17 protein-coding genes are annotated in these 17157 nt (G+C 64.8%); 6 read left to right on the top strand and 11 right to left on the bottom strand.

Features of this window, described 5'->3' with window-relative positions:
• Positions 1-209, top strand: a 209-nt coding sequence (locus DY468_RS22580) for an integrase core domain-containing protein (RefSeq protein WP_164606053.1), incomplete at its 5' end; no start/stop codon positions are given.
• A gap of 111 nt (positions 210-320) precedes the next feature.
• Here the strand turns inward: DY468_RS22580 and DY468_RS22575 are convergent.
• The 4 genes from DY468_RS22575 to DY468_RS22560 form a co-directional block, all read right to left on the bottom strand.
• Positions 321-974, bottom strand: a complete 654-nt coding sequence (locus DY468_RS22575) for a DsbA family protein (protein WP_164607577.1) — start codon at positions 972-974, stop codon at positions 321-323.
• A 73-nt stretch (positions 975-1047) separates the two neighbouring features.
• Positions 1048-4269, bottom strand: a complete 3222-nt coding sequence (locus DY468_RS22570; RefSeq protein ID WP_164607575.1) for an efflux RND transporter permease subunit — start codon at positions 4267-4269, stop codon at positions 1048-1050.
• The gene (locus DY468_RS22565; protein WP_164607572.1) at positions 4266-5261 is read right to left on the bottom strand and encodes an efflux RND transporter periplasmic adaptor subunit; all 996 of its coding nucleotides are present in this window, start codon (positions 5259-5261) and stop codon (positions 4266-4268) included. The genes DY468_RS22570 and DY468_RS22565 overlap by 4 nt, the downstream gene beginning before the upstream one ends.
• A gap of 1 nt (position 5262) precedes the next feature.
• Positions 5263-5604 (bottom strand): ArsR/SmtB family transcription factor, encoded by a 342-nt coding sequence (locus DY468_RS22560; protein ID WP_164607570.1) that lies wholly within the window; start codon positions 5602-5604, stop codon positions 5263-5265.
• A gap of 80 nt (positions 5605-5684) precedes the next feature.
• Here DY468_RS22560 and DY468_RS22555 point away from each other — a divergent pair, with 80 nt between their 5' ends.
• Entirely contained in the window at positions 5685-5888 is a 204-nt protein-coding gene (locus tag DY468_RS22555) for a YgaP family membrane protein (protein WP_013500959.1), read from the top strand.
• Positions 5889-6057: 169 nt separating this feature from the next.
• Here the strand turns inward: DY468_RS22555 and DY468_RS22550 are convergent, their stop codons facing one another.
• The 3 genes from DY468_RS22550 to DY468_RS22540 form a co-directional block, all read right to left on the bottom strand.
• Complete coding sequence (locus DY468_RS22550) at positions 6058-6450, bottom strand: NifB/NifX family molybdenum-iron cluster-binding protein (RefSeq protein ID WP_164607568.1); 393 nt, start codon at positions 6448-6450, stop codon at positions 6058-6060.
• Positions 6451-6698: 248 nt separating this feature from the next.
• Entirely contained in the window at positions 6699-7232 is a 534-nt protein-coding gene (gene petA, locus DY468_RS22545) for a ubiquinol-cytochrome c reductase iron-sulfur subunit (RefSeq protein WP_164607566.1), read from the bottom strand.
• An 89-nt stretch (positions 7233-7321) separates the two neighbouring features.
• Positions 7322-7912 (bottom strand): PadR family transcriptional regulator, encoded by a 591-nt coding sequence (locus DY468_RS22540; RefSeq protein WP_164607564.1) that lies wholly within the window; start codon positions 7910-7912, stop codon positions 7322-7324.
• Between the two features lie 301 nt (positions 7913-8213).
• Between DY468_RS22540 and DY468_RS22535 the strand changes: the two genes are divergently transcribed.
• Both DY468_RS22535 and ccoG read left to right on the top strand, forming a co-directional pair.
• The gene (locus DY468_RS22535; RefSeq protein ID WP_164607562.1) at positions 8214-8414 is read left to right on the top strand and encodes a hypothetical protein; all 201 of its coding nucleotides are present in this window, start codon (positions 8214-8216) and stop codon (positions 8412-8414) included.
• Positions 8415-8535: 121 nt separating this feature from the next.
• Positions 8536-9978, top strand: coding sequence for a cytochrome c oxidase accessory protein CcoG (gene ccoG / locus DY468_RS22530; protein ID WP_164607560.1), 1443 nt, complete (start codon positions 8536-8538; stop codon positions 9976-9978).
• A 45-nt stretch (positions 9979-10023) separates the two neighbouring features.
• On the opposite strand, the gene DY468_RS22525 is transcribed toward ccoG, so the two are convergent.
• The 3 genes from DY468_RS22525 to DY468_RS22515 all read right to left on the bottom strand — a co-directional run bounded on the left by DY468_RS22525 (position 10024) and on the right by DY468_RS22515 (position 12417).
• Complete coding sequence (locus DY468_RS22525) at positions 10024-10548, bottom strand: carboxymuconolactone decarboxylase family protein (RefSeq protein ID WP_164607557.1); 525 nt, start codon at positions 10546-10548, stop codon at positions 10024-10026.
• A 39-nt stretch (positions 10549-10587) separates the two neighbouring features.
• Positions 10588-11346 (bottom strand): sulfite exporter TauE/SafE family protein, encoded by a 759-nt coding sequence (locus DY468_RS22520; RefSeq protein WP_164607555.1) that lies wholly within the window; start codon positions 11344-11346, stop codon positions 10588-10590.
• A gap of 417 nt (positions 11347-11763) precedes the next feature.
• Positions 11764-12417 carry a 2-hydroxychromene-2-carboxylate isomerase gene (locus DY468_RS22515; RefSeq protein ID WP_164607553.1) on the bottom strand — a complete coding sequence of 218 codons (654 nt, stop codon included), beginning with the start codon at positions 12415-12417 and terminating at the stop codon, positions 11764-11766.
• Positions 12418-12678: 261 nt separating this feature from the next.
• Between DY468_RS22515 and DY468_RS22510 the strand changes: the two genes are divergently transcribed.
• Positions 12679-14625, top strand: coding sequence for an alkyl/aryl-sulfatase (locus tag DY468_RS22510; RefSeq protein ID WP_164607551.1), 1947 nt, complete (start codon positions 12679-12681; stop codon positions 14623-14625).
• A gap of 36 nt (positions 14626-14661) precedes the next feature.
• On the opposite strand, the gene DY468_RS22505 is transcribed toward DY468_RS22510, so the two are convergent.
• A complete protein-coding gene (locus tag DY468_RS22505; RefSeq protein WP_164607549.1) occupies positions 14662-15849 on the bottom strand; it encodes a cytochrome P450 in 1188 nt (395 codons plus the stop codon).
• Positions 15850-16000: 151 nt separating this feature from the next.
• Here DY468_RS22505 and DY468_RS22500 point away from each other — a divergent pair, with 151 nt between their 5' ends.
• Positions 16001-16891 (top strand): helix-turn-helix domain-containing protein, encoded by an 891-nt coding sequence (locus tag DY468_RS22500; RefSeq protein ID WP_164607548.1) that lies wholly within the window; start codon positions 16001-16003, stop codon positions 16889-16891.
• The last annotated feature ends 266 nt before the right edge of the window (positions 16892-17157 follow it).

Raw genomic sequence — 17157 nt, 5'->3', positions numbered from 1 at the left:
GCCCCCAGACCAACGGCAAAATCGAGCGCTTCTGGCGGACGCTCGACGAGGACGTGATCGAAGGCGCCACCTTCGACAACCTCGACCACTTCGCCAACGAGTTGTTCGAATACATGGTCTATTACAACAACTTCCGGCCTCACCAGGCCCTCGGCGGCAAAACCCCAAAGGACTTCGCCGCCGACAAAACCATGCGATCAACGAATTAGTGAACTCGCACAATTGCGAGCGAAGCGAAGCAATCCAGGCCACAGACGCAGCTTGGATTGCTTCGTCGCTTCGCTCCTCGCAATGACGAGGAGGAAACGCTGACGAACCTATTACTTCTTCTCGTTCTTCTTGGCCGCCGCGCGGGCGTCCTTGATCGCTTGCTTGAACAACGCGACGTCGAGCACGCCGGGAACGCGGAACCGGCCGACGATGAACGACGGCGTTCCCTGAAATCCGAGCGCCTTGGCCTGGGTGTCGTTGCGCTTCAGAATTGCCTCGATCGTCGCGCGGTTGGCGTCGAGGTCCTTGGTAGTGCGCGCCACGTCGATGCCGCCGGTTTTGAGCGTCTCGTCGAGATTGGAATCGGTCAGCTTGGAGGGCGCGCGGATCAGCGCCTCGTGCGCTTCGAGAAACTTGCCCTGGTATTTGGACGCCAGGACCAGCTTGGCCGCCTCGACCGAGACGCCGCCGAAGATCGGCCAGTCCTTCAGCACGAGGCGGATGTTGCCGTCCTCCTTGACGACCTGCATCAGATCGGGAGCGACCTTCTTGCAATACGGGCAGCGATAGTCGGACCACTCGACGATGGTGATGTCGCCCTTGGGATTGCCGGCGACCGGAATCTCGGCGTCGTACAGCACCGCGTTGGTCGACAGCACATCCTCCTCATCGGGCGCGGTCGGCGCCGCCAGGATCTTGCTGGTCGCGAGCGCAGGAGCCAGCGCCAGCGCTGCCGTCACGGCCGACCGTCGGGTGATCATCATCGGTTCCAGTCCTCAGAGCCGCCCCAGGTTCAAGGGGCGGCCCTGTTGTGCCTCGGATCGGTCCCCTGCGCCATCACTTTGAGGTCGCCGGCGGGGTCGGCGATTTGTCGCGCAGCACGATGTAGATCGCCGGAATCACCAGCACCGTCAGCAATGTCGACGACGCTAAGCCGAACAGCAGCGAGATCGCGAGGCCCTGGAAAATCGGGTCGAGCAGGATCGTCGCCGCGCCGATCATCGCCGCCAGCGCGGTGAGCAGGATCGGCTTGAACCGGACCGCGCCGGCTTCGAGCACGACCTCGCGCAACGACTTATCCGCCCCGCCCGAGTGCCGGATGAAATCGACCAGCAGGATCGAGTTGCGCACGATGATGCCGGCGAGTGCGATGAAGCCGATCATCGAGGTTGCGGTGAACGGTGCCCCGAGCAGCCAGTGGCCGATCAGGATGCCGATCAGCGTCAGCGGGATCGGCGTCAGGATCACCAGCGGAAGCTTGAAGCTCTTGAACTGCGCCACCACCAGCACGTAGATGCCGAGGATCGCCGCACCGAACGCCGCGCCCATGTCGCGGAACGTCACCCAGGTGATCTCCCACTCGCCGTCCCACAACACAGTCGGCTTGGACTCGTCGGACGGCTGGCCGTGCATGCTGATCGCCGGCTTCGGCAGTTTGCCCCAGTCGTGGGTTTCGATCAGCTTGTCGACCTCGAGCATGCCGTACAGCGGCGCTTCGAACTTCCCGGCGAGCTCGGCCATCACCATGTCGGCGAACCGGCCGTCGCGGCGGAAGATCATCGGCGAGCCGACTTCCTTGGTGGCCTTCACCAATTGGCCGAGTTCGACCACGGTCTTGCTGCCCGGCTGCGAATTCGCCGGCACCGGCGTCGACGCCAGCGCCTCGTTCCATTCGAGATCGCGCTTCGGCAGCCCGACCGTGATGGCGATCGGATTGCGGCCTTCGCCGCGATGCGAGTAGCCGATCGAGGTGCCGCCGAACAGCGCCTGGATGGTGTCGTAGACGTCCTTCTGCTCGACGCCGAAGAACTCCAGCCGGTCCTGATCGATTGACAGCCGCAGCCGCGGCCGCGGTTCACCGATCGAGTTGTCGACGTCGACGATGAACGGCACCTGCTTGAAGATCTCCTCGACCTCGGCGGCGACCGCGCGGCGGGTGGAGGCGTCGGGACCGTAGACTTCCGCCAGCAGCGTCGACAGCACCGGCGGGCCGGGCGGCACCTCCACCACCTTGAGGCTCGAGCCTTCGGGCAGCTTCAGCGCCTGCAACCGCTTGCGCAGGTCGAGCGCGATGTCGTGGCTGGCGCGGCTGCGCTCTCCGCGCTCTTGCAGATTGACCTGCAGCTCGCCGAGTTCGGGTCGCTCCCGCAAGTAATAGTGCCGGACCAGACCGTTGAAGTTGAACGGCGCGGGCGTGCCCGCGAAGGTCTGCACCGAGGTGATCTCGGGCAGGCCGCGGGCGATATCGGCCGCCGCGAACAGAGTGCGCTCGGTGTCCTCCAGCGTGGCGCCTTCGGGCAGATCGAGCACCACGGCGATCTCGCTCTTGTTGTCGAATGGCAGCAACTTCACGGTCACCGACTTGGTGTAGAACAGCGCCATCGACATCAGCGTGGCGATGCCGACGCCGAGCAGGAAGATCCACGATGCCCGCTTGCTGGCGACGATCGGCGAGGCGAAGCGGCGATACAGCCGGCCGAGCCGGCCTTCGTCGTAGTCGCCGTGCGCGGCGATCGCTGTGCCCTGCTTCGGCGCCAGCTTCAGCATCAGCCAGGGCGCCACCATCATGGCGACGAAGAACGAGAACAGCATCGCGGCCGACGCATTGGCCGGAATCGGCGCCATGTACGGCCCCATCAGCCCGGACACGAACAGCATCGGCAGCAGCGCCGCGATCACGGTGAGTGTCGCGATCACCGTCGGATTGCCGACCTCGGCCACCGCCTCGATGGTGGCCTGCAGCCGAGGTCGTCCGTCCTTCATCCCCCAATGCCGGGCGATGTTCTCGACGACCACGATGGCGTCGTCGACCAGGATGCCGATCGAGAAGATCAGCGCGAACAGACTGACGCGGTTGATGGTGTAACCCATCAGATTGGCGGCAAACAGCGTCAACAAAATCGTGGTCGGGATCACCACCGCGGTAACGATCGCCTCACGCCAGCCGATCGCAATCGCGATCAGCACCACGATCGAGATCGTGGCGAGGCCGAGGTGAAACAGCAGCTCGTTGGCCTTCTCGTTGGCGGTCTCGCCGTAGTCGCGGGTGATGGTGACAGCGACGTCCTTCGGGATCAGCGAGCCTTGAAGCGTCGCCAGCCGCGCCTTGATGTCGTGCGACACCACCACGGCGTTGGCGCCGGCGCGCTTGGCGAGCGCGAGCGTCACCGCCGACACGCGGTCCCATTTGCCGCCGGCGTCGCGGGCGTCGTTCCACACCCGGTGCTCGGCCATGTTCGGGCCGATGATCACCGAGGCGACATCCTTGACGTAGACCGGGCGGTTGTCGCGGGTCGAGATCAGCAACAGGCCGATGTCGGGAATGCCCATCAGGGTCTGGCCGGCGGAAACGCTACGCATCGTGCCGGCGTCGCGCACGCTGCCGGCGAGGAACGAGCGGTTGGCGTCCTTCACCTTGGCGACGAGCTGCTGCAGCGTCACGCCGTACAGCGACAGTTTCTCCGGATCGGGCTCGACCCGGATCTGCTGCGCGCCGCCGCCGGAGATGTAGGTCAGGCCGATGCTGTCGACCTTCATCAGCTCGGAGCGCAGCTTGTCGGCGAGTTCATAGAGGTCTTTATCGGTCCAGCGCGCCGCGGCCTCCGGTTTCGGCGACAGCGTCAACACCGTGACGGCGACATCGTTGATGCCGCGGCCGACGATCAGCGGCTCGGGGATGCCGACCGGGATGCTGCCGATATTGGCGCGGATCTTCTCGTGCACGCGCAGGATCGCGTCGTCGGCGGTGGTGCCGACCAAAAACCGCGCCGTGACCATGACGCGATCGTCTTCAGTCTGGCTATAGACGTGCTCGACGCCGTCGATGCCCTTGACGATTGCCTCCAGCGGCTTGGTCACCAGCTCGACCGCATCCGGCGCGCGCAGGCCGTCGGCATTGATGCGGATGTCGACCATCGGCACGCTGATCTGCGGCTCTTCCTCACGCGGAATGGTCGCGAGTGCGATCAGCCCGGCGATCAGCGACGCCAGCAGAAACAGCGGAGTCAACGGCGATTGAATGGTCGCCTTGGTCAGACGGCCTGAGATTCCCAGATTCACGGCTGCACCAACTTGTCACCATTACGCAGACCCGAGAGAATCTCGAGCCCGTCGGGCATGCTTTCGGTCGGATGTTCGCGGCCACGCTGCACCGGCACCGCCACGGTCTTGCCGGGCTCACCGACATGAACGTAGTCGATACCGAATTCGGTGGTGATGAACTTCGCCGGAATCACGAAGGCCTCGCGCTCACCGCCGGAGATCCACACCCGCAGCCGGTCGCCGACGAAGTATTGCGGCAGCCCCTCGACGGTGGCGTCGGCGACAACGCGGCCGTCCTCGATCTGCGGATACACCAGATCGATGGTGCCGAACTTCGCGGCCTTGTCACCGAACTCGCTGCCGTCGACCCGGACCTTGTCGCCGGCCTTGAGGAAGCGGGCGTGCCGCTCCGGCACCCGCAGCCGCAGCTTGTAGTGCTGCTGCGCCACGGTGACGATCGGATCACCCTGCAGCACCACCGAACCGACGGTGATCATCTTCTTCAGCACGCGTCCGCCGTCCGGCGACAGCACCTGACCTTCCTTGAACTGCTGCTGCACCACCGACCGCTCTGCAGTCTTGGCGCGCAGGTTGTTCTCGGCGACGTTGAGTGCGGTGCGGGCTTCGTCCAGTTTGGTGCGCGGCAGCGTGCCGCGCTCGACCAGCCCCGAAGTGCGGTCGTAGTCGATCTGCGCCTGGCTGGCCTGCGCCTGCAGCGCCTGAATCTGGGCATCGAGCGAGTTCATCTGCAGCGTCAGCTTGTCGTCGCCGATGGTCGCGATCTCCTGTCCGCGGGTGACGCTGTCGCCTTCCCGCACTTTCAGCGCCACCACCGTGCCGCCGATCCGCGCGCGGGCCGGCACCACGCTGATACTTTCAACGGTGGCGAATACCGCCTTCTCGTCGGAGATTCTGGTCTCCGCCACGGTCAGCGTCGCCGCGGCATGCGCTGCCACCGCTCCCAGCAGCAATGCGGCGACCGCGCCGCTCATCGTCCATCGCAGTCCCATGTCATGCCCTTGCAGGTTTGCGGCCCGTTATTGCGATCGCCTGCCCCGGGCAGAATACCCGGTACAGTGTCGTCAGCACTTCGCGTGCCGGTTCGCTGGTGATCGAATAGAAAATCGACTGCGCATCGCGTCGCGCCGACACCAGCCCGTCGCGCCGCAGCAGCGCAAGATGCTGCGACACCGTCGAGTCGCGCAGATCCAGCGCTTCGGCGAGTTCGCCGACCGAGCGCTCGCCGTCCACCAACTGGCAGATGATCAGCAACCTATGCCGGTTCGACAGCGCCTTCAGAAGCTCGCTGGCCTGGTCGGCGGCAACCACCATCGGATCGTCTGTTATTTTCATATTTGCGTATATACAATTATTCGAATATATAGTCAACACGAACGCGGACGGCGGGGCCGTCACACAGGAGGAAGACTGCGATGAATCTCGATCAAACCGTGCTCGCCTTCGCCGGCACCGTCGTGCTGGTGAGCCTCGCGCTCGGCTGGCTGGTCAGCCCCTATTGGCTGCTGCTGACGGCATTCGCTGGGGTCAACATGATCCAGGCATCGTTCACGGGCTTCTGCCCAGCGGCGATCGTGTTCAAAAAACTCGGCCGTCCGGCCGGCAACGCGTTTTCGTAAGCGCGCGCGGCACATCGAGCACGTCATTGCCGGGCCTCGACCCGGCAATCCATCATGAAGAGAAGCGCTCCGTCCTTGTGAGCGAAGCGAAGCAATCCCGGAGCGCCGAGCACGGGGCCTTGGATTGCTTCGTCGCTTCGCTCCTCGCAATGACGAAGCGATGCAGCGCTCAGGCCGCGCGTCCGCAATTGCAGTTGCAGCCGCCCTCTTCCTCCTCGTCGTCATGATCGTGCGGCGCTGCCGGCGGCAGCGACCCGGCCAGGTAGTTCTGGATGGCGGTGACCGGATCAGTCTCGGACGTGGTGATTGCGACCACGCCGCGCGCGGCCATCCGCGCGAGAAAGCCTGGCCCGGCGCTGCCGGCGATCACTACGCTGACCTTGTCGAGCGGATGCGCACCGTCTTCCTTGAATTCATGGATCGACATCTCCTTCGGCAGGTCGAGCCGGTCGATCTCCTGAGGCGGGCGGCACGGCGCCGCATCGAACACCAGGAAGCGGCGGGTCTTGCCGGCGTGGCCGGTCACGGTGCGGAAATTCTGGCTGGCAACTGCGATCAGCATGATTGGGCTTTCGGAAAGTGTGAGTGAAGGAAGGGCGGCCCCAGCGGCTTCAACACGGCCGGGCGCGCAGGAACGACCGATGGATCGTCATTGCCGGGTTTGACCCGGCAATCCATCCACGTCGCGCGAACTCGGGCGCGCGCTGACGTGCGCGATGGACGCGCGGGCCTTCGCCACGCCGAAGCGGCTACGGCCGCGCAGGCGGGTCGAGCCCGCGCATGACAAGTTCGATTGTGGCTGCGCCGCGCTCAGGTCTCGCCGATAATGATCTGGGTGTCGGTGGCGAACTTGTAGGGCACCAGCGGCAGGTTGCGCGGCGCCGGCCCCAGCCGGATGCGGCCGGCGGAGTCGTACTGCGAGCCGTGGCACTGACAGAACCAGCCGTCGTAATTGCCCTGATGCTCGGTCGGCACGCAGCCGAGGTGGGTGCAGATCGCCGACACCACCAGCCACTGCTCCTTCCCTGGCTTGACGCGGGCCGAGTCCGGCTCCGGATCACGGAAGCTCTGCCAATCGGCCGATTGCGCCGACTCGATTTCCTTCGGCGTCCGATGATTGATGAAGATCGGCTGGCCGCGCCAGAACACCTTCACGACCTGACCTTCCGCAATCGGCGCCAGGTCGACTTCGAGCGGGAAGCCGGCCGCAATGGTCCCGGCATCCGGATTGAGCTGAGATACGAACGGCCACACCAGAGCGGCCGTTCCGACTGCGGCCAGGGCGCCGGTCGCCAAGTACAACACGTCGCGACGGTTCGGTTGTTCAGACGTAATGGCGGTCATTGTCGTCTCCTGAATGTTGTCCGCCCGGCGGGTTGCCGTTCCGTCGTGCGGTCGAATGCGTCGTCCAATGGTGCGGACCGATTCCGCACCTACGTCTTGCGAAGCTCGCCGGCGGCGCGGGCGAGGATCGCAACAAGCTCTGCTTCGTTGTCCGGGTCTTTGACGATCTGGCGGATCGCGACTTCCCGCAGGTTGTCGAGCGCGGCGCGCAGCAGCGGCGGCAGATCGTTGCCGTCCGCTCCGCCGTCGCCATTTTGCTGCCGCATCATGTCGCCGAACGCGGCGAGGCGATCGAACACCGCATTCGCCAGAGCCCGGTTGGCTGCGAGGTGCTCAAGCCCGTCGTCGGTGGCGACATAGAGCTTCTTGGCGCCTTCCGGCTGGGCGATGACGTGTCCGGTTTCTTCGAGGAAAGTCAGCGTCGGATACACCACGCCCGGACTCGGGGCGTAGAAACCGGCGGTCTTCTCCTCGATCATCTTGATGATGTCGTAGCCGTGGCGCGGCTGCTCGGCGATCAGCGCCAGCGCGATCAGCTTGAGGTCGCCCTGCGCCAGCATCCGGCCGGCGCGCATCATCTCGCCGCCGCCCATTCCGCGACCGCCCATGCCTCGGCGGCCCCACCGGCACCCGGGCATCCCAAACCCGCATCGTCGCCCGCCGTTTTCGACGCCGTCCATGACGACCTCCTGAAAGATATATCTTACGTAGGCACGCCATCTGGCGAAGTAAAGATATATCTTTTGACCCGAAGGCGTCTTTTCAGCACCCCATCGCAAAGCGGTGCCGGGCTACTTATGTGTCTACAACCACGCGGTTTTCTGGTACTGACGGCTTGATCCAGATCAAACTTAGAAGCGAACCAAAATATATCGTCCGGGCACATTCAAATGTTCCCCAGGCATTTGAAGCCCGGATTGCCCTTCGCTCGGCCCGGGTCCCAGGGACTGAACAGCCCTGGCAAAGCAACAGGAGAAATTCATGTTTAAGGTTGCGGTTGTGCTTTGGATCATCGGCGGCGCGACGCTCGCCGGCATGTTGATGATCACGGTGCTCGTGGTGCCGAGCCTGTCCGCACAGGCGATGCATTGGATTCCGATCGCGGTCGGCTGCGGCTTCGTGATCGCAATGCCAGTCTCGTTCCTGGTCGCCCGCAAGATCGCACGCCCGTCGATGCGCTGAACGACTTGATCGGAGCGCCCGCGCGCGGCGCTCCGATCCTGCCTGCTCGATCCCGCGTGATTTCGCCCGGAGACGGCTTTCCCCTCTCCGGGGTCGAAGCTCCAGCGAAAGCCTTCCTCCCATGTCCGAAACCAACATCGAAGGGCCGCTCTATGCGGCCCGCAAGAAAGTCTATCCGCAGGCGGTCCATGGCCGCTTCCGACGGATCAAATGGACGCTGTTGGCGATCACGCTGTCGATCTACTACTTCACGCCGTTCCTGCGCTGGAATCGCGGCCCGGGCCTGCCCGACCAGGCGGTCCTGATCGATCTGCCGGCGCGGCGGTTCTACTTCTTCTTCATCGAGTTGTGGCCGCAGGAAGTCTACTACTTCACCGGCTTGCTGATTCTGGCCGCCCTCGCGCTGTTCCTGATGAACGCGCTCGCCGGACGGGTGTGGTGCGGCTATCTGTGCCCGCAAACGGTGTGGACCGACCTGTTCTACGCGGTCGAGCGGCTGGTCGAAGGCGACCGCCGCGATCGCATCAGCAAGGACAGGCACGGGCTGACCATGCGCCGTGTCGGCGAACTGGCGCTCAAGCATTTCATCTGGCTGATGATCGCGTGGTGGACCGGCGGCGCCTGGGTGCTGTACTTCGCCGACGCGCCGACGCTGGTGAAGGAGCTCGTCACCTTCCAGGCGCCGATGGTCGCCTATGTCTGGATCGGCATCCTCACCTTCACCACCTACACCCTCGCCGGCTTCATGCGCGAGCAGGTGTGCATCTACATGTGCCCGTGGCCGCGCATCCAGGCGGCGCTGACCGACGAATGGGCCCTCAACGTCACCTACAAATACGATCGCGGCGAACCGCGGATGTCGGTGAAGAAGGCCGAGGTGGTGCGCGCCCACGGCGAAACCGTCGGCGATTGCATCGACTGCCATCAATGCGTCAACGTCTGCCCCACCGGCGTCGATATCCGCCAGGGCCTGCAGCTCGGCTGCGTGCAGTGCGGGCTGTGCATCGACGCCTGCAACACGGTGATGAAGCAGGTCGGCCGGCCGCCGGATCTGATCGCCTACGACACCGACATCAACATCCAGCGCCGGCTCGCCGGCAAGACCTCGGTGTATCGCCCGATCCGCGCCCGCACGCTGCTGTATTCCGGGCTGATCGTATTGGTCAGCGCCGTGATGGTTTACGCGCTGGCGACGCGAGGGTCGCTCGACATCAACGTGCTGCATGAACGCAACCCGCTGTTCGTCACGCTGTCCGACGGCGGCGTGCGCAACGACTACACCGTGCGCCTGCTCAACAAGCGCCCGAACGCCCGCGTGATGCAGGTGTCGGTCAGCGGCGTGCCCGGCGCACGGCTACAGGCGGTCGGGATCGATCCGGACGCCAAGGACCGGCTCGATGTCGAAGTCGGCCGGGACCAGACCCGCGAACTGCGGCTGTCGGTGCTGGTGCCGAGCGAGCAGGTGCCGACCAAATCGGTCAACATCACCTTCGAAGTGAAAGACCCGCAGACCGGCGAAATGTCGAGCTCGGTCGACCATTTCGTGCCGCCGACCTCGAACTGACCGAACCGGCTCGGGGCGGCGCAGACTGCGCCTCCCCGCCTCGCCCTACACCACGTCGTCGACCGGCTGCAGGTCGATCCCGAAGGTTTCGAGAAACTTCGACGTCATGATGTAGAAGCCGATCGCGAGTTGCAGTTCCACCAGCGCCGCCGGCGTCAGCCGCGCGGCGATGTCGTCGAACACCGCGTCGGTCGGCCGATCCAGCTTCACCACCTCGTCGGTGAAGGCCAGTGCGGCGCGCTGAGTGGCGTCGAAGCAGTCGGCACTGCGCCAATCATCGAGCGCGTCGTTCTGCGCCGCGCTGACGCCGACAGCGGCGCCGATCTTCTTGTGGGCGGCGACCTCGTAGGGCGCGTTGCACAGGATGCCGGTGCGGGTGATCGCCAGCTCGCGCAGCACCGGATCGAGTTCGCCCTTGAACCGGATCGCGCCGCCGAGCCGGCAGTACTGCTCGAAATGGCTCGGCGCATGCGCCAGCATCCGGAAGATGTTGGCATTGCGGTTCTTGGCCAGCACCTCGCGGGTGCGCGGGCTCGCGGTGGCCTCGTCGCAATAGTCGATCCGCGCCATCGGTCTCTCTCCCTTGTTGTTGTTCGTATTGTTCAGCGATCAGCCGCGGATCAGGTCCGACAGCCCTTGATACACCAGCGCCACCGACACCACGAACAGCAGTACGTAGGCGATCTGGTAGAACAGCCCGGTCGGGGTCCGCCGCACCAGCCAGATCCCCGCCATGTTGGCCACCGCGGCGAGCGGCAACAAGGCCAGCGAGGTGCCGAGATTGGACGGCGTGAACTGCCCGAGCAGGAAGTACGGGCCGATCTTCAGCAGATTGACGATCGCGAAGAAGATCGTGGTGGTGCCGACCAGGGTCAGCTTCGGCAGAAGCTGCGGCAGCATGTAGACCTGATAGGGCGGACCGCCGCCTTGTGTCATGAACGATGTGAAGCCGGACACCGCGCCCCAGAACACGCCGGCCGCGTCCGACAGCTTCACGGCCGAAGCGTGCGGCCGCAGCCAGACGTTGAGCACGAACACCAGCCCGACGCCGCCGACGATAAGCCGCACCGCATCATCCGACACGATTGAGGCCATCCACCACGCGAACGCCATTCCAATCAGCGCGCCGGGCAGCAACACCTTGAGGCTGCGCGCATCCCAATGATGCCGATACACGTACAGCGAGATCATATCCTGGGTGATCAGCACCGGCAGCAGCAGCCCGGCGGCTTCCAGCGGCGGCAGATACAGCGCCAGCAGCGGCGTCGCGGCGATGCCGACGCCCGAGAAACCGCCTTTGGCGAGCCCGAGCAGAAACACCGCGGGGACGGCGACGGCATAGAACCAGGGATCGAGAATGATCGACAACGCGCGGGCCCCAATTGACGGAGGATCACCGCGCGACCGGCGGCGCTTTTCGCTGTACAGAGGAAAATGTGCCTCGGCAAACCCGCAACGGCGCATACGGCAATGCGCTTGCGTCAGCGCATGAGCTGGAACGGATTCTTCAGTCGAGTACGCGACAAGAGGAGCAGCCGGCGCAAGAATGCGCCGATGCGAGCCTTGGTTGCGCGCAATCAGGACATCGATGCCCCCCCGTCGCCCCCACCACGAGCTCGACGGAGAAACAGTCGGCAGCGTCGAGTTGGCGAGGCACTAACACGTTGGTCATTCCGGGGCGCGAGCGCAGCTCGCGAACCCGGCGTCCCGAGATTGTTAAGCGACTAGCACGAACAGCGCGAGATTCCGGGTTCGCGCTTCGCGCGCCCGGAATGACGACTTGATCTACCCTCGCTGCTTCAAGCCGTGCTGCTGCAGGCGCCACAGCAACAGATCGAGCCGATCCTGGCCGAAGAACGGCTCGCCGTCGAACACGAAGGTCGGCACGCCCCAGTGGCCGGAGGCTGCGTGGTCGCGCTCGTTGCTGCGGATGGTTTCGTCGTACTTGTCGGGATCGGCGGCGATCCCGGCTTCAAGCTGCGCCAGATCGAGCCCGGCCCGCTGGGCCGCATGGGCGAGATGATCGCCCTCGTGCCAATTGTCAACCGCCCCGCCATAAAGGACGGAGCTGACCTCGCGGATGAACGGCAGGCCGCGGCCGGCGAGTTGGGCTGCGGCGCCGAGCCGCGTCAGGCGGGTGATGTAGGGCTGCTCGGCTGCAACTTCGAGCGTCTGCATGTTCTGCACGATCGGGTCCGGCCGCGGGAAGCGAAACGGAATCCCCTCCTTCTGCGCCACGCGAAAACTGTCGAGTACGACGTAGCGTGCAAACCTCGGATCGGCTCGCTTGAAGAAGGTCGGATCGCGCACCGCCAGCGGATACACCGGCCGTGCGTTGATGGCGAAGTCGTATTGCTCGACCAGCTTCACCGCCTTGGGCAGTGACAGATAGCTGTACGGGCTCCGGAACGACCAGAACAGATCGACGCTGAGACTCATCGGCCGGCCACCAAGCCCGACGCGGCAGCCGACCTGCCGCGTTGCAACCTCAACTGCACCAATTTCCGTCCGGCGGGTTTCGGGAGCTTTGCAATGGTCGCGATTAGTTTCATGAATATCTCCCTCGCCTGCCGCGCCGCTTCGGGCGTCTGTCGTTTCATGAACTAATCGTAAGGTGCGGACCTGCGATTGCAATCCGTTTCTGCATCGGTTGAGATGCCCCCGTCGCGGAGAGACGACGAAGACCGGAGGAGACCGAGGATGAGCGAGACCGCCAGAATCGCAGACGATGCGCTTGCGCCAAAGGATGCCTCCGCACCTGTGATCGCCCGCCACGCCGCAGTGCTGAACGAGCTGCCATTCTCCGACACCACCGATTTCGACGATGCCGCGCGTGGCTTTCTCGGCAGCATCGAACACGCCGCGGTCGAATCCGCCCAGGGCCGCACGGTTTGGAGTCTCGAACCCTACCGGTTTCTGCTCGACGAAACCGCGCCACCGAGCGTCGATCCGAGCCTGTGGCGGCAATCCCGGCTCAACATGCAGCACGGGCTGTTCGAGGTCGTGCCGGGCGTGTACCAGGTCCGCGGCTTCGACATCGCCAACATGACGCTGATCGAGAGCGACAGCGGCGTGATCGTGGTCGACACCCTGACCTCGATCGAGGGCGCCCGCGCTGCGATGCAGCTCTATGCCAGCCACCGCGGCGACAGGCCGGTGGTGGCGGTGATCTTCACCCACACCCACGCGGACCATTGGGGCGGCGCCCGCGGCGTGCTCGACGACGACGCACTCGCGAGCGGAAGGGTGCCGATCATCGCTCCCGACCTGTTCATGGAGCACGCCGTCTCCGAGAACATCATTGCCGGGCCGGCGATGCTGCGGCGCGCGCAGTATCAGTTCGGCCCGCTGCTCGCCAAGGGGCCCCGCGGCCATGTCGATTGCGGCCTCGGCAAGACGATGGCCGCCGGCAGCACGGCGCTGCTGCGGCCGACCGACCTGATCAAGGCGACCGGCGACACCCGCCGCATCGACGGCCTCGATTTTGAATTCCAGATGGCGCCGAACTCCGAAGCGCCAGCGGAGATGCACTTCTACGTTCCGCGCTACAGGCTGCTCAACCTCGCCGAAAACTGCACCCACAACTTTCACAATCTGCTGCCGTTCCGCGGCGCCGACGTGCGCGATGCGCTGGCGTGGTCGGGCTATCTCGGAGAGGCGCTGCAGCTCTGGGGCGGCAAGGCCGAGGTGATGTGCGGGCAGCACCATTGGCCGGTGTGGGGCATGAAGCGGATCAACCTGATGATCCGCCAGCAGCGCGACATCTACAAATTCGCTCACGACCAGACGCTGCGGTTGATGAACCACGGCCTCAATGCCGCCGAGATCGCCGAAACCATCCGCCTGCCGAAGAGCCTCGATGGCGCCTGGCACGCGCGCGGCTATTACGGCCACATCCGCCACAACGTGAAGGCGATCTATCAGAAGTATCTCGGCTGGTACGACGCCAACCCGGCCAATCTCGATCCGCTGCCGCCGGTGGACGCCGGCAAGAAGTACGTCGAGTACATGGGCGGCGCGGACGCGCTGCTGGCGAAGGCGCGCGCCGACTTCGACCGCGGCGAATTCCGCTTCATCGCGCAGGCGCTCAGCCATCTGGTGTTCGCCGATCCCGACAACCAGGAAGGCCGGCATCTGCTCGCCGACACGTTCGAGCAGCTCGGCTACCAGTCCGAGAGTGCCACCTGGCGCAACGCCTATCTGTTCGGCGCCCAGGAACTGCGGCACGGCATGCCGAAGATGCCGGCCCGGCCAGGGATGCCGCGCGAGACGCTGTCGGCGCTCAAGACCTCGCAGATCTGGGACGTGCTCGGCGTCCGGCTCAACGGGCCGAAGGCGGAAGGCAAGACCATCGTGCTGAACTGGCAGTTCACCGACACCGGCGAAGACTGGGTGCTGACGCTGGAGAACTGCGCGTTGACCTATGTGGCGGGCGTCCAATCGGCCACGGCCGACGCCGGCTTCGCGTTGCCGCGCAGCCTGCTCGACGAGGTGATCGCCAAGCAGACCTCGTTTCCGGAGGCGGTGATGGCCGGCAAGATCAAGGTCAGCGGCAATCCGATGAAGCTCGCCGAACTCATGGAACTGATGGACGAATTCCCGCGGATGTTCGAGATCATCGAACCGAAAAGAGCGGCCGTGACCTGAGTCCACAGCCGCTCCGATCGGACCTTCCCGGGGCGGCTACGCCGCCGACCGCGCCGACGCCTGCTCGACCGCGAACTCCAGCCGCAGTGGACTGCGGAAGGTCGACGACGGCATCCAGTTCAGCCGCTGTTCGGTGCGCGTGTAGTCGGGCACCACCTTGTGGAACTCGTCGAACGCGATCCTGATCGCCATCCGGGCGATCGCCGAACCGAGGCAGCCATGCACGCCGCCGCCGAAGCCGAGATGGCCCTTCGGCTTGCGCGTGATGTCGTAGACGTCCGGATTCGGAAACTGCCTTTCGTCGCGATTGGCCGAGCCGTAGGCGAGGCAGACGAAGTCGCCGGCCTTCATGGTGACGCCATGCAGCGTCAGGTCGCTCTGCAGGCAGCGCTTGAAACGCTGCGCCGAAGTGTTGTAGCGCAGCGATTCTTCGACCGCGTCCGGCAGCAACGCCGGATCGGCCACAACGGCACGGCGTGCGTCGGCGAAATCGGCCAGATTCAACGCCAGCATGCTCATGAAACCGCCGAGTGACTCGATGCCCGCCATGATCAGCGTAGTGGTGGTGAGCAGCACCTCGCGCTCGTCGAGCCGGTCACCATCGATCTCCGCCATGCTGAAATGCGAGATCAGATCGTTCTTCGGCTCGGCACGGCGCTGCGCGATCACGCTCGACGCGTAGTCCTGCATCCAGGCGTAGGCGGCCAGATGCTCCGGTCCCTTGGCCCGGGTCACCGGATCGCTCTGCACCATCAGCACCGCCTTGTCGCGCACGGTCTGCTCATCGCCCATCGGCAGGCCGAGCGCTGCGAACAGTACACGCACGGTGAACTTGGACGAAAAGTCGCCGATGAAATCGAACTGGTCGCGGCCGCGCAGCGCCTCGGCGGCATCGCGGGCGATTTCCCACATCGGTTCGGCCAGCGCTTCGAGATTGCGCTTCATGAAGGCGTGCTGCACCAGCCCGCGCAGCCGGTCATGGCGCGGTGGATCGGTGGTGCCGAGCGTGGCGCCGGCCCTGTTCGGCAGCTCGGTCATCAGGTTGCCCTTGGCCGAGGAGAACACCTGCCAGTTGCTGCCGGCGCCAGCGACGTCGAGATAGCGCGACAGAATCCACATCTGCGCCGGCTCGCTCCAGTACACCGGATGTTCGTCACGCAGCGTCTTGTAGAGCGGGAACGGGTCGGCATCGACGACGGGCGAATACGGATCGAAGCTGAACATGAGCTGATTTCCTCTCTTGTTGCGGCCGCCCGGTTCGTTGTTGGTCTGTTAGTCGCGGCAATCGTCGGAGTGTAGTTGGTGGTGGACCTCCCCGTGAGACGCCGCGCTGACAAAAACTTGCACTTTTCCGACGTTCGGTCTTAGCTGCGGAATGGCTCGCGCACGCCGCAAAGCAGCAATTCCGATCTTCGCGCTGTACGGCGAGACGCCCGCCGCGCCGGTCGACATGCTGCATGTCGAAGCGATTCAGTCGCGCAGCCGATTGTATCAGTGGGAGATCGACGTCCACGCTCACAGCAGCCTGCATCAGATCCTCTGGATCGGCTCTGGAACGGCGACAATCGCACTCGATGAGCAGCGCGTGCAATGCGAAAGGCCGGTCGCGGTGATCGTGCCGCCCGGCGTGGTCCATGGCTTTAAGTTCTCACCGTTCACAGAAGGGCAGGTTTTCACCTTCAACCCGCACGCGATGATCGAAGGCGACGTGCCGGCGACCGGCCAGGCGCTCCGCGACCTGTTCGCCGCGGCGCGTATCCTGGAGTTCGAGCCTGACGGGGCGGCCACGATGCGGATCGACAGATTATTCGCCGAGCTTGCCGACGAATTCGCCTCGCCGGATGTCGGCAATTCCCCGGTGCCGTTATGGCTCGGCCGCGCCATCGTCTGGCGGCTGGCGCAGCAGAGCGAGCGGCAGGCGCGCTATGCGGCGCGCGGCGGTGATCAATTCACCCGCTTCCTGCTGCTGGTGGAGGCGCATCATTGCGAGCATTGGCCGATCGAGCGCTATGCCGGCGAACTCGGCATGACGCCGGAGCGCCTCAACCGTCTGTCGAAAGCCGAGACCGGCCAGAGCGCCCTCGACGTGGTCCATGCCCGTCTCACCCGCGAGGCCTGCCGCCGGCTGATTTATATCGCGGCGCCGATCTCCAAGCTCTCGTTCGAACTCGGCTTCGAAGATCCCGCCTATTTCTGCCGCTTCTTCAAACGCCGCACCGGACATAATCCGCGAGATTATCGGCGGATGGTGAGTGAGGAGGCGTGAACGACGAGGCAGTGAGCTATTGGCTTGAGTAGTGAGCCTCCGACGCTTCCTCTCACACTCCGTCATGGCCGGGCTTGCCCCGGCCATCCACGGCCATAACCACCGCCTCGCGTGAATTCGTGGATGCCCGGGTCGAGCCCTACGACATTCACACATCTGCTTTGTCTGTTGCGGGCGGCAGCTTTCTCTGACTCGATATCGGTCGCGGACGAGGAGGAGCAGATGGATGTTGGTTTGGGACGGTTCGGTGACCGGCGCCTGGAAAA

The organism is Rhodopseudomonas sp. BR0M22 (assembly GCF_010907035.1).
Taxonomy (GTDB): domain Bacteria; phylum Pseudomonadota; class Alphaproteobacteria; order Rhizobiales; family Xanthobacteraceae; genus Rhodopseudomonas.
Note: the sequence above shows the minus strand (reverse complement) of the source record. Positions and strands in the feature narration are given on the sequence as shown.

Excerpts from the sequence above, each read along its gene's own strand:
- DY468_RS22575 (WP_164607577.1), bottom strand. The coding sequence starts at position 974 with ATGATGATCACCCGACGGTCGGCCGTGACGGCAGCGCTGGCGCTGGCT.
- DY468_RS22565 (WP_164607572.1), bottom strand. The coding sequence starts at position 5,261 with ATGGGACTGCGATGGACGATGAGCGGCGCGGTCGCCGCATTGCTGCTG.
- DY468_RS22560 (WP_164607570.1), bottom strand. The coding sequence starts at position 5,604 with ATGAAAATAACAGACGATCCGATGGTGGTTGCCGCCGACCAGGCCAGC.
- DY468_RS22555 (WP_013500959.1), top strand. The coding sequence starts at position 5,685 with ATGAATCTCGATCAAACCGTGCTCGCCTTCGCCGGCACCGTCGTGCTG.
- DY468_RS22550 (WP_164607568.1), bottom strand. The coding sequence starts at position 6,450 with ATGCTGATCGCAGTTGCCAGCCAGAATTTCCGCACCGTGACCGGCCAC.
- petA (WP_164607566.1), bottom strand. The coding sequence starts at position 7,232 with ATGACCGCCATTACGTCTGAACAACCGAACCGTCGCGACGTGTTGTAC.
- DY468_RS22540 (WP_164607564.1), bottom strand. The coding sequence starts at position 7,912 with ATGGACGGCGTCGAAAACGGCGGGCGACGATGCGGGTTTGGGATGCCC.
- DY468_RS22535 (WP_164607562.1), top strand. The coding sequence starts at position 8,214 with ATGTTTAAGGTTGCGGTTGTGCTTTGGATCATCGGCGGCGCGACGCTC.
- ccoG (WP_164607560.1), top strand. The coding sequence starts at position 8,536 with ATGTCCGAAACCAACATCGAAGGGCCGCTCTATGCGGCCCGCAAGAAA.
- DY468_RS22525 (WP_164607557.1), bottom strand. The coding sequence starts at position 10,548 with ATGGCGCGGATCGACTATTGCGACGAGGCCACCGCGAGCCCGCGCACC.
- DY468_RS22515 (WP_164607553.1), bottom strand. The coding sequence starts at position 12,417 with ATGAGTCTCAGCGTCGATCTGTTCTGGTCGTTCCGGAGCCCGTACAGC.
- DY468_RS22510 (WP_164607551.1), top strand. The coding sequence starts at position 12,679 with ATGAGCGAGACCGCCAGAATCGCAGACGATGCGCTTGCGCCAAAGGAT.
- DY468_RS22505 (WP_164607549.1), bottom strand. The coding sequence starts at position 15,849 with ATGTTCAGCTTCGATCCGTATTCGCCCGTCGTCGATGCCGACCCGTTC.
- DY468_RS22500 (WP_164607548.1), top strand. The coding sequence starts at position 16,001 with ATGGCTCGCGCACGCCGCAAAGCAGCAATTCCGATCTTCGCGCTGTAC.